This window comes from Streptomyces sp. NPDC002088 (genome assembly GCF_040296605.1).
Lineage (GTDB): Bacteria > Actinomycetota > Actinomycetes > Streptomycetales > Streptomycetaceae > Streptomyces.
In genome coordinates this window covers 296,984-314,138 of the sequence record NZ_JBEOXO010000002.1, presented here as the reverse complement: position 1 = coordinate 314,138, position 17,155 = coordinate 296,984, and the positions used below count along the sequence as shown (strand labels likewise).

The window sequence follows — 17,155 nt, the reverse complement described above, 5'->3', positions numbered from 1 at the left end:
CGGTCCAACTTCCGGTCAGGGAAGCCACGTTGGAACCGACGCCGGTTGATGGCTGCGCCGGTTGCCGGGAGTTGGCGAACGTCCGGGACCGTGCGCGGGTAGGCGGCGACTGGACGACCGTGACTGACTGCAATGTCCTCATGGCGCGGCACCCGGACGGGCACGGATGACCACAGCCCCGGAGCTAGTCAGCCTCATAGATGACCCGTCCGGCCCGTACGCGGCTTCTCCGGCCGGTTGGTGGACGGAGTACGGAGGGGCGCTCAACGTGGCTTCCGGCGTCGTGTACCTGCCCCCTGGGGCGAAGCGTCCACCCTGCCCGCTGCCTGACTGTTCGCTGTGCGGGGGCAAGGATGTTCGTTGACCTGTACACGCCCCGACCGGGTCTCGTTAACCCGGATACGTGCCCCATCTGCGGCAACCTTCGGGATGCGTTCACCGCAGCTATGAAGGCAGCGAGCGCGCCCATGGCACGAAGCGTCGTGTTCGCCATGAATGACCACCTGATTCACGGTCACCCAGACGACAAGCGCCACATGACCCCGGTTCGCTGACGCCGACACTTCGGCGGGTCGGAGAAGCCCCGCCCGTGCGAACGTCCCCCGTGGCGCATGGGCGGGGCTTCGTATGCCCGGATTAGTCGAACTTCCGTAGCTCAGACAGCCTGTCGATTGCTTCGCGCAACTTATCTGTACGCTTGCAGAACGCGAAGCGGACGAAGGGGGCGCCGGCCTCGCGGTGGTCGTAGAAGACCGCGTTGGGGATGGCCACGACGCCGGCCCGTTCCGGCAGGACGCGGCAGAAGGCGAAGCCGTCCGTCTCACCGAGGGGGCGGATGTCGGTGGTGACGAAGTAGGTGCCGGCCGGCTTGAAGACCTTGAAGCCCGCCTCCGTGAGGCCCGTCGTCAGCAGGTCGCGCTTGGCCAGCATGTCCGCACGGAAGGCGGAGAAGTAGGAGTCGGGCAGGGAGAGGGCCTCGGCGACCGCGTACTGGAACGGGCCGGACGACACGTACGTCAGGAACTGCTTCGCCGAGCGCACCGCCGTGACGAGCGCGGGGGCCGCCGTGACCCAGCCGACCTTCCAGCCGGTGAAGGAGAAGGTCTTGCCCGCCGAGCCGATGGTGACCGTCCGCTCCCGCATACCGGGGAAGGCGGCGAGGGGCAGGTGTTCGGCCTCGTCGAAGACCAGGTGCTCGTACACCTCGTCCGTGACCACGAGCAGGTCGCGCTCGACGGCCAGCTCGGCGATGGCGGTGAGCTCCTCGCGGGTGAGCACGGTGCCGGTCGGGTTGTGCGGGGTGTTGATGAGCAACAGGCGCGTGCGGTCCGTCACCGCGTCGCGCAGTTCGTCGAGGTCCAGGCGGAAGCTGTCCTCATGGGGGCGCAGGGTCACCGGGACGCGCGTGCCGCCCGCCATGGCGATGCAGGCCGCGTAGGAGTCGTAGTACGGCTCGAGGGCGATCACCTCGTCGCCCGGCTCCAGCAGGGCGAGGAGGGTGGCGGCGATGGCCTCTGTGGCGCCCGCCGTGACCAGCACCTCGGTGTCGGGGTCGTACGACAGGTCGTAGCGGCGCTTCTGGTGCGCGGCGATCGCCGTGCGCAGCTCGGGGATGCCCGGGCCCGGCGGGTACTGGTTGCCGTGCCCCGCGCGCAGCGCGCGGACCGCCGCCTCCCGGATCTCCTCGGGGCCGTCCGTGTCGGGGAAGCCCTGGCCGAGATTGATCGACCCGGTGCTGACGGCCAGGGCGGACATCTCGGCGAAGATCGTGGTCCCGAACTCGGCGAGCCGGCGGTTGAGGAAGGGGCGTGCGCTGGAGGTCATGCCGGTCATCCTGCGCCGAAGCTCTGGACTTCCTCAACTCTGCTTTGCCACGTGAGACGGCCGGGCATCCCCAGTTCACGCAACGAGCGAGGCGCCCACGGGGGGCCGCTTCGGGGGAAACGGAAGGAGGGTGACGCCATGGTCCTGGGCATCATCCTGGCGGTCGTCGTGGTTGTTTTCGTGGGATTCGTGGGAGCCGTCGTGTCCGCCGCGCGTCGGAACAGCGCCGTCACGTCGTACAGCGGGGGTCGCCGCAGCACGAGCGGCAGCAGGGGCCGCAGGGGCAGCAGCGGCAGCTGGTGGGCCGGCGGGGGAGACTCCGGCGCCTCGTGTGGCTCGTCCTCGGGCGGGCACTCCGGCGGCCACTCGTGCGGGGGCGGCTCGTCCTGCGGAGGCGGGTCGTCCTGCGGGGGCGGGGGCGGATGCGGCGGAGGCAGCTGACACGGGGCAGCTGAGCTCCAGCAGGGGGAGCCGCATCCGCAGGGCGTGGTCCGGACCTGGTCCGGACCACGCCCTGCGCGGGCGTACGCCCCGGGGCCACCGGCGCACGCCGTAGTTGAACATTTGAACTCTGGAGCCCTCTGGCGGATGGAAACCCTACGAAGTTGGGTAAAAACGCTGTGGCGGCGGCACAGTTCATGATTCCCTCTAAACCACCATTCCACACCATCGCAGCCCCTTGGACGACTTGCGCGAACACCTGTCCGCACTGGGCTGACCGGGCCGAATTCCCGCCGGCGGCCGGAGTCGAGCGGAGTCGACCGGGGTGCGCCGGACCAACCCCCCACCTTTCTGCGTGCTTGCGGAGCCGATCCATGCTCACGACCCTCAAGACCACTTACACCGACACGCGCGCGGCAGACCTCGCCTGGACCCTGGGGCGTGAGCCGCTCCCCGCGTTGGCCACACTCGACCTCGAACTGGGCGGTGCGAAACTCCAGTTGAGATTGCTCGGGGCATCCCACCAGGTGCTACTTGAGCAGGAACAAGGCTGTTGTTCGGAAACGGTGGCGTGCATTCCCGGTAGCAGTACGCCTCTTCCGCTCGGCGTGGCCAAGCGGGTGGGCGACTGGGAGTACGAGTTCGCCGCGCGGGTCGAGGTCCTGTCACCGGGCTCGTTCGCGGGCCGCGCGCAGGAACTGCTGGCCCTCGTCTCCGACCATCCGAACGGCCTTGCGGGCGTCTTCCCCGGCAGCCCGCACGCCTTCACCGCCATGCTGGCCCAAAGCCACGAAGGGCATGTGCACTGGCGTACGTGGCACGCGTATCCGCAGGACGGGCAGTTGGTCGCGACGCGGACGCGGGTGGGGTCGCGGACTCCCGGAGTCCGCTAGACCGACTCGATCGGCCCGGGGCGCGGACTCCCTGGGTCCGCCAGGCCAACTCAGTCGGTCCGGGGCCCGAGTCGGGTAAACATCAGGCGCTCATATCACGGGCAGTTCCACACGTGTGGGTGACGAAGCGTGCCACGGTCGTGACGTAACGTCGCAGTCGTGATCGAGTCGCACGCCCCCGCCCCGCCCGGCACCCCGCAGCCCTGGGTCCGCCCCGCGCTGCTGCCGGTCCGGCCGGGGACCGGACGTTTCCTGGTCCTCGCGGGTGTCTTCGTCTGCGCCGCCTGTGGGCTGGTGTACGAACTCGAACTCGTCGCCCTGGCCTCGTACTTGATCGGCGACTCGGTCACCCAGGCCTCCGTCGTGCTGTCGGTCATGGTCTTCGCGATGGGCCTCGGCTCCCTCGCCGCGAAGCGACTGTGCCGGCACGCGGCCGCCGGCTTCGGCGCGGTCGAGGCGGTCCTCGCCCTCGTCGGCGGCTGCAGCGCGATGGCGCTGTACGCGGTGTTCGCCTGGACCGGGGACTGGGGCGGAATGTGGGGAGACGGCCCGCGCTGCCTGCTGGTCGTCTTCTCCCTCGCGATCGGCCTGCTGATCGGCGCGGAGGTCCCGCTGCTGATGGAGCTGATCCAGCGCATCCGGCGGCAGGACGCGGGCGGCGCGGTCGCCGACCTGTTCGCGGCGGACTACGTCGGCGCCCTGGTCGGCGGCCTCGCCTTCCCCTTCCTCCTGCTGCCCTTCCTGGGCCAGCTGACCGGCGCCCTGCTCACCGGCACGGTGAACGTCGTCGCCGGCGGCGCCCTCGTCCTCGGCCTGTTCCGCCGGGACCTGAGCCGCCGCGCCCGCTGGGTGCTGCTCGTCGCCAACCTCACCGTGCTCGGCGTCCTCGCCGCGGCCGCCGTACTCGTCGACGACTTCGAACGGGCGGCGCGGCACGAGGTGTACGGCGACGACGTCCGCGTGGCGATCCAGACCGACGTCCAGGAAGTGGTCCTCACCGGCGGCACCCACGGCCGTCCCCTCAGCCTCTTCCTCGACGGCCGGCTGCGGGTCGGCGGCCGCGACGAGCGGCGCTACCACGAGGCCCTGGTCCACCCCGCGATGAACGGCCCCCACACGCGCGTGCTCATTCTCGGCGGCGGCGACGGACTGGCCGCCCGCGAGGTGCTGCGCCATCCGGGCGTGCGCCGGGTCGACATCGTCGAACTCGACCCGGGCGTGGTGCGGTTGGCGCGCACCGACCCGGCGCTGTCCGCGCTGAACGGACATGCGTACGACGACCCACGCGTGCACGTGACGACGGCCGACGCCTTCTGCTGGCTGCGCCGGGCACCGAGAGGCGCGCCGTACGACGTCGTCGTCTCGGACCTGCCGGACCCGGGCATCACGGCCAGCACGAAGCTGTACTCGCTGGAGTTCTACGGCCTGACGCGGCGCGTCCTGGCGGACGGCGGGCGTCTGGCGGTGCACGCCGGGCCGGTCTCGTCCCGCCCGCGCGCCTTCTGGACGGTGGACGCGACGGTCCGCGCCGCCGGTCTGCGTACCGCCCCGTACCGCGTGGCCGGCCGCGACGCCGGCTTCGCCGGGGGCCCCGACCGGTCCGCCTCCACCACGCGCGCGCCACGCGACTGGGGCTTCGTCCTCGCAGCGGCTGACGCCCGGCCGGCCCTGGGCTTGGCGCCGGGCCGTGTCGAACCGCCGCTGCGCACGCTGACCCGGGCAGGGCTCGCGGCGGACGCGCGGGCGGCGGCGCGGACGCGGATCGGGGGGTTGGCGGCTTCGACGTTGGTGCATCCGCGGTACTGAATCTGGTGCATCCGCGGTACTGAACGACGGGGCGACTTCCAGTCGAGGGGAGGTATTCAAGGCGCCCCCTGGGTAGGCTCCCTCGACATGGAGCATGAGGTGTTCGTTCCGGTTCCCGCCGAGAGGCTGAGGGTGGCGCTGGCCGACCCCGCGCGGGTCGCCCGGGCGGTTCCCGGGCTCCAGCAGGACGCCGGCGGCGAGCCCGGCACCGGGCGGCTGAAGGTGCGCGTCGGGAGCCACAGCATCACCTACCGCGGCTCCGTGCGGGTCTCGGGACGGGACGACGGTTCGTACGCCGTCGAAGGCGACGCGACCGAGGCGCGCGGCACGGGTTCGGTCAAGCTCGCCCTCACCCTCCGCGTCCGCGACACGGACGGCGGCTCCGCCCTCACCTTCGACGGCACGGCCACGGCGGACGGCCGCGTCACCGAACTGCCCAGGGAGGCGGTCGACGCGGCCGTGACACGGCTGCTGAACCGCTTCGCGGAGAACCTGGGGGCGGAGGCGGAGGCCGATGCGGAGGCGGGAGCGGAGGCCGGCGCCGGGGCGCCGGAGGAGCACACGTCCGTGTTCGAGACCGAGGTTCCGCCGCCCTCCCTGGACCCGGTTGCCGAGCAGGTCGAGCCCGTCGAGTCCGCAGAGCCCTCTTCCGAGCCCCCCGCCGAGGCCGCGCACGCGCGGCGCACGATGATCGGGCGGAGTGCGGAGGAGGTCGACCACGCGCCGCCGCGCGGGCGGTACGCGCCCGTGCCCGCGCCGCAGACCGTCGCGCCGAACGCGACCCTGCGGTGGGCCGCACCGGCGGCGGCCCTGGTGGTGGCCTCGGCGATCGTGGTGGGGCGGGCGCTGCGCAGGCGACGCTGAGCGGGTGGATCGCGACCCGCGCCCCGGCGGTCACCCCGGCGGCCCTCTTGATCCGCTGATCCGCCCAGTAGGGTCGTGCCGTGAGTAACGAAGACATCACGTTGGCCGCGGGTGACGCGGAAGTCGTAGTGCAGCCGGGGAGCGGGGGCCGGATCGGCGGGCTTCGGGTCGGGGGCGTCGAACTGCTCCGGCAGGGTGACCGTTTCGGCTGCTTCCCGATGGTTCCCTGGTGCGGGCGGATCCGCGACGGACGGTTCCGGGACGGAGGCACCGTCCGCCAGATGCCGCTCAACTCCCCGCCGCACGCCATCCACGGCACCGTCCGCGACGGCGCCTGGCGCGTGGCGCGCAACTCGGCGGACGAGGCCGTCATCACGTACGACCTCGTCGACCCCTGGCCCCACACCGGCCGGGTCACCCAGGCGGTCGCCCTGACCCCGGACGCCCTCACGCTCACCATGTCCGTGGAGACGTACGAGTCCTCCTTCCCGGCGCAGATCGGCTGGCACCCCTGGTTCAACCGGAACCTCGGCGGGGAGGACGCCCGGGTCGCCTTCGACCCGGCCTGGCAGGAGGAGCGCGGCGACGACCACCTGCCGACCGGCAACCGCATCGACCGCCGGCCGGGCCCCTGGGACGACTGCTTCGGCATGCCCGGCGGCGTCGACGTCACCCTCACCTGGCCCGGTCAGCTGGAGCTGAAGGTGACCAGCCCCGAGGAGTGGGTCGTCGTCTACGACGAGCAGGAGGCGGCCGTGTGCGTGGAGCCGCAGACCGGTCCGCCCAACGGCCTGAACACCCTGCCGCGCCTGGTCACACCGCTGGAGCCGCTCGAGGCCAGCACCACCTGGAGCTGGCGGCGGCTTTAAGCTGGCTGGCATGACGGACGTACGTGGCGCGCTGCTGCAGCAGATCAAGGACAAGGCCGTGGTGCACGGCAAGGTGACCCTCTCCTCGGGTCTGGAGGCCGACTACTACGTCGACCTGCGCCGCATCACCCTCGACGGCGAGGCCGCTCCGCTGGTCGGCCAGGTGCTCCTGGACCTGACGGCGGACCTCGACTTCGACGCGGTCGGCGGGCTGACCATGGGCGCCGACCCGGTGGCCGCCGCCATGCTGCACGCGGCCGCGGCGCGCGGGCGGAAGCTGGACGCCTTCGTCGTGCGGAAGGCCGCGAAGGCGCACGGTCTGCAGCGGCGCGTCGAGGGCCCGGAGATCGCGGGGCGCCGCGTCCTGGTCGTCGAGGACACCTCCACCACCGGCGGCTCCCCGCTCACCGCCGTCGAAGCGGTGCGGGAAGCGGGCGCCGAGGTCGTCGCCGTCGCCACCATCGTCGACCGGGCGACCGGCGCCGCCGAGAAGATCGAGGCGGGCGCGGGGGTGCCGTACCGCTTCGCGTTCTCGAAGGACGAGCTGGGCCTGGACTGAGCCGGCGTCGGCCGCTCAGGGACCGGACAGAAGTTGTCCACAGGACGGTACGGGCTGGACCGAGCACCGGCCCATGTCTGGAAAGATGGGGACGACGATGACGTCGCACCCAAGGTCTAGGTCAGGGCCGTAAGTACGCAGCAAGCCAACCCGCACATACAAGGAGCGGACAGATGCCCATCGCAACCCCCGAGGTCTACAACGAGATGCTCGACCGGGCGAAGGCAGGCAAGTTCGCCTACCCGGCCATCAACGTCACCTCGACCCAGACCCTGCACGCGGCACTGCGCGGCTTCGCGGAGGCGGAGAGCGACGGCATCATCCAGATCTCGACGGGTGGCGCCGAGTTCCTGGGCGGCCAGTACAGCAAGGACATGGTCACCGGTGCCGTGGCCCTGGCCGAGTTCGCGCACATCGTCGCCGAGAAGTACCCGGTGACGGTCGCCCTGCACACGGACCACTGCCCGAAGGACAAGCTCGACGGGTACGTACGTCCGCTGCTCGCGCTCTCCGAGGAGCGCGTCAAGGCCGGCCGCAACCCGCTGTTCCAGTCCCACATGTGGGACGGCTCCGCCGAGACCCTGGCCGACAACCTGGCCATCGCGCAGGAGCTGCTGGAGCAGGCCCGCCGCGCCAACATCATCCTCGAGGTGGAGATCACCCCGACCGGTGGCGAGGAGGACGGCGTCTCCCACGAGATCAACGACTCCCTCTACACCACGGTCGACGACGCGATCCGTACGGTCGAGGCGCTGGGCCTGGGCGAGAAGGGCCGCTACCTGCTGGCCGCGTCCTTCGGCAACGTCCACGGCGTGTACAAGCCGGGCAACGTGGTCCTGCGCCCCGAGCTGCTGAAGGAGCTGAACGAGGGCGTGGCCGCCAAGTTCGGCAAGCCGTCCCCGTTCGACTTCGTCTTCCACGGCGGCTCCGGCTCCTCCGAGGCGGAGATCGCCACCGCGCTGGAGAACGGCATCGTGAAGATGAACATCGACACGGACACGCAGTACGCGTTCACGCGCCCCATCGCCGACCACATGTTCAAGAACTACGACGGCGTCCTGAAGGTCGACGGCGAGGTCGGCTCCAAGTCGACCTACGACCCGCGCACCTGGGGCAAGCTGGCCGAGGCGTCGATGGCGAAGCGCGTCATCGAGGCGACGCAGAACCTGCGCTCGGCGGGCACGAAGATCAAGTAACCCAGGGGTTCGGCAACCCGCGGGTCGGTAGCCCACGGGTTCTGTAACCCACGGGTTCGGCAACCTGCGGGTTTGCCGGAAAGCTGGCCGCGGGACAGCCATGGGGGGATCATCCCCCTATGGCTGTCCCCGCGCAGCACGTCCCCGCCGTCAGGATCGCCACCCCCACCGGCAAGTGGATCCTGCTCACCACGGTCCTCGGCTCCAGCATGGCCATGCTGGACTCGACCGTCGTCAACGTCGCGCTGCCCACCATCGGCCGCGATCTCGACGCGAGCCTCTCCGCGCTCCAGTGGACGGTCAACGCGTACATGGTCACGCTGGCCGGCCTCATCCTGCTCGGCGGCTCCCTCGGCGACCGCTACGGCCGACGGAAGATCTTCGTCCTCGGCGTGGTCTGGTTCGCCGCCGCCTCCCTCCTGTGCGGCCTCGCCCCGAACGTCGGCGTCCTCGTCGCGGCCCGCGCCCTGCAAGGGATCGGCGGCGCGCTGCTGACCCCGGGCTCACTCGCCCTCATCCAGGCCTCCTTCCACCCCGACGACCGCGGCAGAGCCGTGGGCCTGTGGTCCGGCTTCGGCGGCATCGGCGCGGCCGTGGGCCCGTTCCTGGGCGGCTGGCTGGTGGACGGCCCGGGCTGGCGCTGGGTCTTCCTCATCAACGTCCCGGTGGCCCTGCTCTGCGCCCCCATCGCCGTACGCCACGTCCCCGAGTCGTCCGACAGCCGCGCCCACGGCCGCTTCGACGTGCTCGGCGCGACCCTGGGCGCCCTCGCGCTCGCCCTGGTGACGTACGCGCTGATCGAGGCCCGCCAGGGCTCCCTCGCCGTCGCCCTCACCGCGGTCGCGGGCGTGGCCGCCGCCGTCGCCTTCGTGTACGTCGAGAAGCGCCGCCCCGACCCGATGATGCCGCCCGACATCTTCGCGTCCCGCCAGTTCACGGCGGTCAACCTTGTCACGGTGTGCGTGTACGCGGCCTTCGCCGGCTTCTTCTTCCTCGCCGCGCTCCAGCTCCAGGTCGTCGCCGGGTACTCGGCCCTCGGCGCCGGTACGGCGCTGCTGCCGACCACCGCCCTGATGCTGCTGCTCTCCGCCCGCTCCGGTGAACTGGGGGAGAAGATCGGCCCGCGCATCCCGCTCACCGTCGGTTCGCTGCTCTGCGCCGCCGGCATGCTGCTGATGCTGCGCGTCGGACCGGACGCCTCGTACGTCCCGGACGTCCTGCCCGCGCTGCTTGTTCTCGGCCTCGGCATGGTCACGCTTGTCGCCCCGCTGACCGCCACGGTGCTCGCCTCCGTGGACACCGCGCGGGCGGGCCTGGCCAGCGGCGTCAACAACGCGGCGGCCCGCGCGGCCGGGCTCGTCGCCGTGGCCGCGCTGCCGCTGCTGGCCGGGATGGGGCCGGAGGCCTACCGTTCGGCGGACGCCTTCGACGCCGCGTTCCGGCGGGCGATGCCGCTGTGCGCGGGCGTGCTGCTGGTGGGGGCGGTGATCGCCGTCACGACCGTACGTCGCCCGGCCCCGGACTGCCGCCGCCCCCAGTGCCGCACGCACGGCTGCGTGACGTCCCCGCCCGTGGAGCCCCAGCGCGCCGCGGTTGCCGGCACTGGGCCGGCTGGGTGACGAGTGTGCACCCTGAGGAGAATGGTCCTACATGTAATCGTGCACGTCTGTGCTGCCGTCGCTGCCTGAGCGAGGGCAGCACAGACGTATTGAAGGCGCGGTGACTACCGCTTCAGCTCGGTGTACGCCTCGGCGCTGCTGTCCTTGAGGAACTGCCAGCAACGCTCCGTCTCGTCCTTCTCGTTGATCTCGCCCGCGGCACGAGCGAGGGCGGCGAGGCAGCGCAGGAAGCCGCGATTGGCCCGGTGGTCCCAAGGGATGGGGCCGTGTCCCTTCCATCCGGCACGGCGCAGCGAGTCCAGACCCCGGTGATAGCCGGTCCGTGCGTACGCGTAGGACTCGACCACTCGCCCCGCCTCGAAGGCGTCGTCCGCGAGCATCGCCCAGGCGAGCGAGAACGTGGGGTGCTTCGCCGCGACCTCGGCCGGGGGCTGGGACTCCTCGCCAAGGAGGCGGTACGCCTCTTCGTTCTCCGGCAGGTGGGTCGGGTCCGGGCCGCCGAGCAGGTTCTTGTGCGTCGTCATGTAAGCAGTCTGCCACTTGGGGATGGGCGTCCGGGACGCCTCCGCGGGATATCGGCCGTGGACCCGGTTGATGTGAGAATGGCCCTTGATGTACCTGATCGCGATATGCGACGATCCGGCACATGGCCGCACGACGGGGGCCCTCCGGGGCCGTACGGGTGGGCATCTACACCCGGATCAGCAAGGACGACGAGGCCGAGGGGCTGGGCGTCGCGCGGCAGGAGGAGGACTGCCGACTGCACTGCGCCGCCCGCGGGTGGGAGGTCGCCAAGGTCTACGAGGACAACGACCTCTCCGCGTACAAGCGCAAGACGGTACGCCCCGAGTTCCGGCAGATGCTGGAGGACCTGAAGGCTGGACGCATCGATGGGGTCGTCGCCTGGGACATCGACCGCTTCACGCGCCAGCCGCGTGAACTGGAGGCGTGGATCGACGAGTACGAGGATGCCGAGCGTCGGAAACGTCGCCTCGTCTTCGACTCCGTATCGGCGTCGGACATCGACCTGTCCACGGAGAACGGTCGGTTCATCGCGCGGATCAAGGTCACCATCGCCGACAAGTCCTCGGCGGACACCTCGCGGCGTACGAAGCGCAAGCATCTGGAACTGGCGGCGCAGGGCAAACTACCGGGCGGCCGGGCGCCGTACGGCTGGAACCGCGAGGACCGCAGGACGCTGGTGCCGGAAGAGGCCGAGAACCTCCGCAAGGCGGTGAAGGACTTCCTGGGCGGCATCCGCTGGGCGTCGATCGCGCGTGAGTGGCGGGACAAGGGGGTCAGGTCGCACAGCGGCGGCTTCTTCGACGACTCCAAGATCAAGCGGATGCTGATGAACCCGCGGATCTGCGGCTACCGGATGCACCAGGGTGAGCTGTTCCTGGACGAGAGTGGTGCTCCGGTTGTCGGTGACTGGGAGCCGATCATCACCCCCGATGACTGGTACCTCCTCACGGAGAAGGTTCGGCGGGAGACGGAGGGGCGGGTCGCACGGGACAACGCCACCAAGTACCTGCTCTCCGGCATCGCCCGGTGTGGGCGGTGCGGTGCGAAGATGCGGGCCTTCCCGTCGTACCGGAAGTCGAAGACGTCATCGCAGTTCAAGTACGCGTGTCCCGGCAAGAACGACGGTGGATGCGGGGGAGTGGCCCGGGCCGGCGAACCGGTCGACCGTCTCATCAGGAACGCCGTGTTCCTCAGCTCGGACAAGGCGCCGGCGAGCGTCCGCGAACGCGCGCCGGAATGGACCAAGGAGGAGCAACTGGCCTCCCTGGAACGGGACATGGCCGAGTTCAAGCAGGCGTGGCAGGAGAAGCGCATGTCTGCCGCTCGCTACATCGCGCTCACCGAGGACCTGGAGAAGCAGATCGCGGAACTGCACCGGGAGCGAGCCCTGCACCGGGCCGAGGCCGCCACCTTCGCGGCGGGCCCTGTCGACATACGGGGGCGGTGGGAGAGTTTGGCGATCGAGCAGCAGCGCGCCGCGGTCCTCAAGGTCTTCCGCGCGGTCATCATCAAGCCCGCGTCCAACGGGCCGATCTTCGATCCGGCGGACATCGAGCCGGTGCTCAGGTGACAGACGGAAGCCGGGTCTCCCTTGTCTATTGGGGACCCGGCTTCGTTGGTTCACGACCGGTCGTTGCTGGTCGGAGGGCGGGGCCGGAGGCGGTGCTCCGCACAGGTGGACGCTGGTGACGGCGCATGTGGTGGGGTGCGTGGCGACGTATGCCTTCGGACTGCCGAAAAGGGGCTGGGAAGCCGTCACGAGCCAATAACGATCTTCACAACAGCAACTTCACAGGCTGTGGGCGTTCTTTGATCGACTCCATCCCTTACATTCAGTGCTGTCCAACAGAATCCCCATTACCAGCCCACAGGATTCACGGCAGCTGGACTGCTGAATTACCGTCAGGTCAAGAGACAGGAAAGTCACTTGCTGCACCTTTGACCATCTCGTGACCTGGCCTTTCAGGCACCTTCACAGCTTCCTGACCTTTGATCACGCCCACCCGTGGCGCACTCGGCGCCGCGGTGTGATCACAGGAGCTGTGATGAGACTCAAGGGGAGAAGGGTCTTCCCGGCTTCAGGGGGGCGGGCGAGATCCTCGCGTGCTTCTTTGAGGCGTACCGCGTTGGCGGTGGCCGCCGTGCTGGCTGCCGAGACGGCGTTGGTGTCACTGGAGACGGGGGCGGCGTTCGCCACCGACTCCACAGAAGTGACGGCGGCGTCGGACACCGAGTCGGCGGCGTCGTCGGCGGATTCGGTCGCGGCGGCGCTGCTGATGGCCCGCATTCAGGACCGGAAGATCGAGGTGCTGTCGGAGCGGACGGAGACCTCGACGACGTACGCGCTGCCGTCGGGCGAGCTGCAGACCTCCACCTATGCCGGGCCGATCCGACAGAAGGTGGGCACTGTCTGGCAGGACATCGACACCTCGCTGTCGGACACCGGCGCCTCGCTGGAGCCGGACGTCGCCGCCGCGGACATCGCGGTCTCGGACGGCGGTGACACTTCGCTGGTGTCGGTCGACAAGGGCGACAAGTCCTTCGGTCTGGGCTGGGAGTCGAAGCTGCCGACCCCGACGGTGAAGGACGACACCGCCTCCTACGACCTGGGCGACGGCCAGACCCTGACGGTCACCGCACTCGCCCAGGGCTTCAGCCAGAACGTGGTCCTGGACTCCAAGCCCGACGAAGCTCCGGAGTACCGCATCCCGCTGGCGCTGGAGGGGCTGAAGCTGTCGGTGGCCGACTCCGGGCACCTGCTGCTGAAGGACGCCGACGGCAAGCTGGTCGCCGAGGCGCCCGCGCCGATGATGTGGGACTCCTCCAAGGACGACGCCTCGGGTGAGTCCAAGTACCAGGCCTCCGTCACGACCAAGGTCGAGACCGCCGAGGACGGCTCCCAGACCCTGGTGCTGACCCCGGACGCGGACTACTTCGACCAGGATCTGACCTACCCGGTCACGGTCGACCCGACCTCCACCCTCGCGGTGACGACGGATACCTGGGTGGCGACGAACTACACCGACTCGCAGGTCTCCTCGACCGAGCTGAAGTCGGGTACGTACGATGCCGGGTCGACGGTGGCGCGGTCGTATCTGAAGTTCGATGTGTCGGCGTTCAAGGGCAAGCACATCACCGACACCAACCTGGCGCTGTACTCGTACTACTCCTCGACCTGCTCGACGACCGGGTCGGGCACGGTGGTGCGGCGGGTGACCGAGGACTGGTCGTCGTCGGACGTCACCTGGTCGACCAAGCCGGCCGGTACCACCACGGGCCAGGTCGTCAACACCGCCGCCCTGGACCTTCACCTACGGCAAGGCCGGCTCGGCCCTGACCGCAGGCGCGGGCATGCTGCTGAAGGCGACCCGCGCGGCTCTGGCGGAGGGCTCGGACAGCACTACGTCCGGCACGGCGGTCACCACGGTCGTGTACGACGTGCCGCTCTCCGGCACCACCGCCCCGTACCAGATGGACGCCGACACGGTCGCCACCTGGGCACAGGACGAGGCACCCACCGACGCCACCGCCGTCTTCCCGGCCGACAGCGTCCCCGCCTCCACCACCGGCAGCGAGCTGACATCGTCGGCGTACGACCGGGCCACCATCACCTACATCAACGCGAGCGGCGAGGAGACCAACACCGCCAAGCCCGGCGGCTCGATCACCACGACCGAGTACGACGAGTACGGCAACACGGTCGCCGACCTGACCTCGGCCAACCGCGAACTGGCGCTCAACGGCTCCGCCGACGAGCTGGCCCAACTCGGCCTGACCGACCTGTCCACCGCCGACCGCGCCCAGCTGCTGGCCACGATCTCGGCATACTCGGCGGACGGGCAGCGTCTGACCGACGAGTACGGCCCGCTGCACGAGGTCACCCTCACCAAGGAACTGACCGGCGCCACCACCGAGTCCACCCTGCCCGTCGGCACGGTGATCCCGGCCCGCGCCCACACGGCGTACACCTACGACGAGAACAAGTCGGACACGGCCGCGGTTTCCGGGCTGGTCACCTCCGTCGTGACGGGAGCCGCCATCTCGGGCTACGCCACGGATGCCGACACCGAGGAGTCGACGGCTACCTACGACTGGTCGACCGGCCAGCAGAAGTCCACGACCGGCGGCGAGACCAGCAACACCGTCACCACCTATGACGCCGGCCGGGTGGCCACCACCCGTACCGCCGGATCGTCCGGTTCGGACGCGGGCACCCTGACGTACACGTATTACGACGCGGACGCCTCCGGCACCTGCGCTTCCGTCGAGTGGGACGGCCTTTTGCTCTGCAAGACCGCGCCCGCGGCCGCCATCACCGGCGGCGGGACCAACCCCACCCAGGCTGTCACCACGGTCTACACCTACAACCGCTGGGGCCAGGTCGCGACCAAGGCGGAGACCGCCAACGATGTGACCCGCACGACCACCACCACGGTCGACGCGGCGGGTCGTGCGACCAAGACGACCGTCACCGGCGGCTCCGGCAAGGAGACCCCGGCGACCACGTACACCTACGACGAGTCCAACGGTCAGATCGCCACCCTGACGTCGAACAGCCAGACCGTCGCGTACGGCTACGACGACCTGGGCCGCCAGACCTCCTACACCGACGGCGCAGGCAACACCAGCGCCACGGCGTACGACGTCCTGGACCGCCCGGTGAAGACCACCGACTCGGCCCCCTCGACGGTGACCTACGCCTACGGCACGGCCGGCAACCTGAAGACCATGACCGACTCGGTCGCGGGCACCTTCACCGGTACCTACGACGCCGACGGCAAGCTCGTCTCCGAGACCCTGCCCGGCGACTACACCTTCACCATCACCACGGACCCGGTCGGCCAGGAGACCGGCCGCGAGTATGTGACGTCGGACGGCACGACCGTTGCCTCCGACACCGCCGGTCACACGGTCACCGGCCTCCAGGCCGGCCACACCCAGACCGACGGCTCCACGACCCAGAGCGACTACACCTACGACAGCGTCGGCCGCCTCACCCAGGCCGCCGACAGCACCGCCACCGGCTGCACCACCCGCGCCTACACCTTCGACGCGAACAGCAACCGCACGGCCCTGGCCACCTCGTCGGACGACTGCGACAGCAGCACCGACGACGCCACCACGTCCACGACGTCGTACGCCTACGACTCGGCCGACCGGCTGGTGAACTCCGGCTACGCGTATGACGCTTTCGGCCGTACCACCACCAGCGGCGACACGACCCTGTCGTACTACACCAACGACCTGGTCGCGACCGAAACCCTCGGCACCAGCCGCAACACCTGGACCCTGGACGCTGCCGGACGCCTCGCCGTCCAGACCGCCCAGACCCAGGCCACCGACGGCACCTGGACGACATCGAGCACGACGACCCGTCACTATGGCGGAAACGGTGACAACGCGACCTGGAGCGTGACCGGCAGCACCGTCAGCCGCAATGTCAAGGACCTGACCGGCGGCCTGGCCGCCATCACCTCGGCGTCCGGCGGCACGGTCCTGCAGCTCGCCGACATCCACGGCGACATCACGGTCCAGCAGCCCCTGGACACCACCGTGGCCAGCACCGTCCAGCACTACGACGAGTACGGCAGCGCCCTGGACGAGACCGCGGCCACGACGTACGGCTGGCTCGGAACACACCAGCGTTCCTCGGCCATGCTCAGTGGCTACATCCTCATGGGTGTTCGGGTGTACAACGCGGTCACCGGACGGTTCCTGCAGACCGACCCCGTGTACGGCGGAAACACCAACGCGTACACCTACCCGGTGGACCCGGTCACCCGGTACGACCTCGACGGCCGCAAGGTGATCGCCAAGTACAACAAGAACAGCTTCGGTTGCGGCTGGTGGAACTGCACTCTGAAGATGAGCCGCAGGAACACCCGCAAGCTCGTCGACCTCATCGAGGGCGGGAAGCACGTCGCGACCATCGCGGGCGCTATCGGAGCGATGATCGCTGGTGTCGGTGCCGCCGCTGTAGTGGGTATAGCCGCCATCATCGAAGCTGCCGGCGACTTCCTGTCGTGGTACTTCAACTACCTGCTGAAGTGGTACCCGCGGCGGGGAACCAAGGTGGTCATGGTCTACGGAGTCGGCTGGTACGCCTGGCACCAGTAGAAGTTCCATGAGAGGGCGGGGACGAGGATGACCTCCCGTCCCCGCCTTCAACGCGGTGCCTTCGACCGTTCGCCTCCGCCCTGTGGGCGGTGAAAGGTAATCCATACATGCGCACATTCATCACCACCGCCATAGGCAAGTGGGCCCTGGGAGTCCTTTCCGTTGCCGCCGGGTTCCTCGCGGCCGGTCTGACCTGGTGGTCGCTCACTGACAGCGAGCGGCAGGCAGACCTGGCTGTCGGGGTCATGCGAGCCGGGGAACTGTTCGCGGCCGTGGGATTTCTGCTCGCGGTCCAGCACCGCGGCGGCCTGCGCAGACGCGGAAACAATGGGGGCCGCTAAGGCATATGAGAGCCCTGGTGTACGCCTTCTAGCGCGATAGCGCAGACAGCGTGGGGGAAGGAGCTTCGGCTCCTTCCCCCATTGTCGTAACCGCGGCTTGA

At 69.9% G+C, this 17,155-nt stretch carries 12 protein-coding genes and 2 pseudogenes; 11 read left to right on the top strand and 3 right to left on the bottom strand.

Annotated features, from left to right (window positions below):
* Positions 1-636: 636 nt before the first annotated feature.
* Positions 637-1,833, bottom strand: a complete 1,197-nt coding sequence (locus tag ABT114_RS05120; protein WP_351138747.1) for a pyridoxal phosphate-dependent aminotransferase — start codon at positions 1,831-1,833, stop codon at positions 637-639.
* 806 nt (positions 1,834-2,639) lie between these two features.
* Between ABT114_RS05120 and ABT114_RS05115 the strand changes: the two genes are divergently transcribed.
* From ABT114_RS05115 to ABT114_RS05085, 7 genes are all read left to right on the top strand, one after another.
* Complete coding sequence (locus ABT114_RS05115; RefSeq protein WP_351138745.1) at positions 2,640-3,158, top strand: DUF2617 family protein; 519 nt, start codon at positions 2,640-2,642, stop codon at positions 3,156-3,158.
* A 159-nt stretch (positions 3,159-3,317) separates the two neighbouring features.
* Positions 3,318-4,964, top strand: coding sequence for a polyamine aminopropyltransferase (locus ABT114_RS05110; RefSeq protein WP_351138742.1), 1,647 nt, complete (start codon positions 3,318-3,320; stop codon positions 4,962-4,964).
* Positions 4,965-5,051: 87 nt separating this feature from the next.
* Positions 5,052-5,828 carry an SRPBCC domain-containing protein gene (locus tag ABT114_RS05105; RefSeq protein WP_351138740.1) on the top strand — a complete coding sequence of 259 codons (777 nt, stop codon included), beginning with the start codon at positions 5,052-5,054 and terminating at the stop codon, positions 5,826-5,828.
* Between the two features lie 80 nt (positions 5,829-5,908).
* Positions 5,909-6,697: an aldose epimerase family protein gene (locus tag ABT114_RS05100; RefSeq protein ID WP_351138738.1), complete on the top strand. Its 789-nt coding sequence runs from the start codon at positions 5,909-5,911 to the stop codon at positions 6,695-6,697.
* Between the two features lie 10 nt (positions 6,698-6,707).
* Positions 6,708-7,256 (top strand): orotate phosphoribosyltransferase, encoded by a 549-nt coding sequence (gene pyrE / locus ABT114_RS05095; protein WP_351138735.1) that lies wholly within the window; start codon positions 6,708-6,710, stop codon positions 7,254-7,256.
* A gap of 173 nt (positions 7,257-7,429) precedes the next feature.
* Positions 7,430-8,452, top strand: coding sequence for a class II fructose-bisphosphate aldolase (fbaA, locus tag ABT114_RS05090; RefSeq protein ID WP_351138733.1), 1,023 nt, complete (start codon positions 7,430-7,432; stop codon positions 8,450-8,452).
* Positions 8,453-8,571: 119 nt separating this feature from the next.
* Positions 8,572-10,071 carry an MFS transporter gene (locus ABT114_RS05085; protein WP_351138730.1) on the top strand — a complete coding sequence of 500 codons (1,500 nt, stop codon included), beginning with the start codon at positions 8,572-8,574 and terminating at the stop codon, positions 10,069-10,071.
* 104 nt (positions 10,072-10,175) lie between these two features.
* On the opposite strand, the gene ABT114_RS05080 is transcribed toward ABT114_RS05085, so the two are convergent.
* Positions 10,176-10,595: a DUF3151 domain-containing protein gene (locus ABT114_RS05080; RefSeq protein WP_351138723.1), complete on the bottom strand. Its 420-nt coding sequence runs from the start codon at positions 10,593-10,595 to the stop codon at positions 10,176-10,178.
* 122 nt (positions 10,596-10,717) lie between these two features.
* On the opposite strand from ABT114_RS05080, the gene ABT114_RS05075 reads away from it, so the two are divergent.
* Positions 10,718-12,166, top strand: a complete 1,449-nt coding sequence (locus tag ABT114_RS05075; RefSeq protein WP_351138721.1) for a recombinase family protein — start codon at positions 10,718-10,720, stop codon at positions 12,164-12,166.
* A gap of 423 nt (positions 12,167-12,589) precedes the next feature.
* Here ABT114_RS05075 and ABT114_RS05070 read toward each other — a convergent pair whose 3' ends face one another.
* A complete protein-coding gene (locus ABT114_RS05070) occupies positions 12,590-12,883 on the bottom strand; it encodes a hypothetical protein (RefSeq protein WP_351139558.1) in 294 nt (97 codons plus the stop codon).
* On the opposite strand from ABT114_RS05070, the pseudogene ABT114_RS05065 reads away from it, so the two are divergent.
* From ABT114_RS05065 to ABT114_RS05055, 3 genes and pseudogenes are all read left to right on the top strand, one after another.
* Positions 12,873-13,823 (top strand): annotated as a pseudogene (locus ABT114_RS05065) (DNRLRE domain-containing protein); the annotation flags it as partial. The gene ABT114_RS05070 and the pseudogene ABT114_RS05065 sit on opposite strands and share 11 nt — an antisense overlap.
* Before the next feature lie 46 nt (positions 13,824-13,869).
* Positions 13,870-16,395, top strand: a pseudogene (locus ABT114_RS05060) (RHS repeat domain-containing protein); the annotation flags it as partial.
* A 425-nt stretch (positions 16,396-16,820) separates the two neighbouring features.
* Positions 16,821-17,054 carry a hypothetical protein gene (locus tag ABT114_RS05055; protein ID WP_351138716.1) on the top strand — a complete coding sequence of 78 codons (234 nt, stop codon included), beginning with the start codon at positions 16,821-16,823 and terminating at the stop codon, positions 17,052-17,054.
* Positions 17,055-17,155: the final 101 nt, after the last annotated feature.

Bases quoted from the DNA above. Each gene is read 5' to 3' on its own strand.
- ABT114_RS05085 (WP_351138730.1), top strand. From the start codon at position 8,572: ATGGCTGTCCCCGCGCAGCACGTCCCCGCCGTCAGGATCGCCACCCCC.
- ABT114_RS05115 (WP_351138745.1), top strand. From the start codon at position 2,640: ATGCTCACGACCCTCAAGACCACTTACACCGACACGCGCGCGGCAGAC.
- pyrE (WP_351138735.1), top strand. From the start codon at position 6,708: ATGACGGACGTACGTGGCGCGCTGCTGCAGCAGATCAAGGACAAGGCC.
- ABT114_RS05105 (WP_351138740.1), top strand. From the start codon at position 5,052: ATGGAGCATGAGGTGTTCGTTCCGGTTCCCGCCGAGAGGCTGAGGGTG.
- ABT114_RS05070 (WP_351139558.1), bottom strand. From the start codon at position 12,883: ATGCGGGCCATCAGCAGCGCCGCCGCGACCGAATCCGCCGACGACGCC.
- ABT114_RS05080 (WP_351138723.1), bottom strand. From the start codon at position 10,595: ATGACGACGCACAAGAACCTGCTCGGCGGCCCGGACCCGACCCACCTG.
- fbaA (WP_351138733.1), top strand. From the start codon at position 7,430: ATGCCCATCGCAACCCCCGAGGTCTACAACGAGATGCTCGACCGGGCG.
- ABT114_RS05055 (WP_351138716.1), top strand. From the start codon at position 16,821: ATGCGCACATTCATCACCACCGCCATAGGCAAGTGGGCCCTGGGAGTC.
- ABT114_RS05075 (WP_351138721.1), top strand. From the start codon at position 10,718: ATGGCCGCACGACGGGGGCCCTCCGGGGCCGTACGGGTGGGCATCTAC.
- ABT114_RS05120 (WP_351138747.1), bottom strand. From the start codon at position 1,833: ATGACCGGCATGACCTCCAGCGCACGCCCCTTCCTCAACCGCCGGCTC.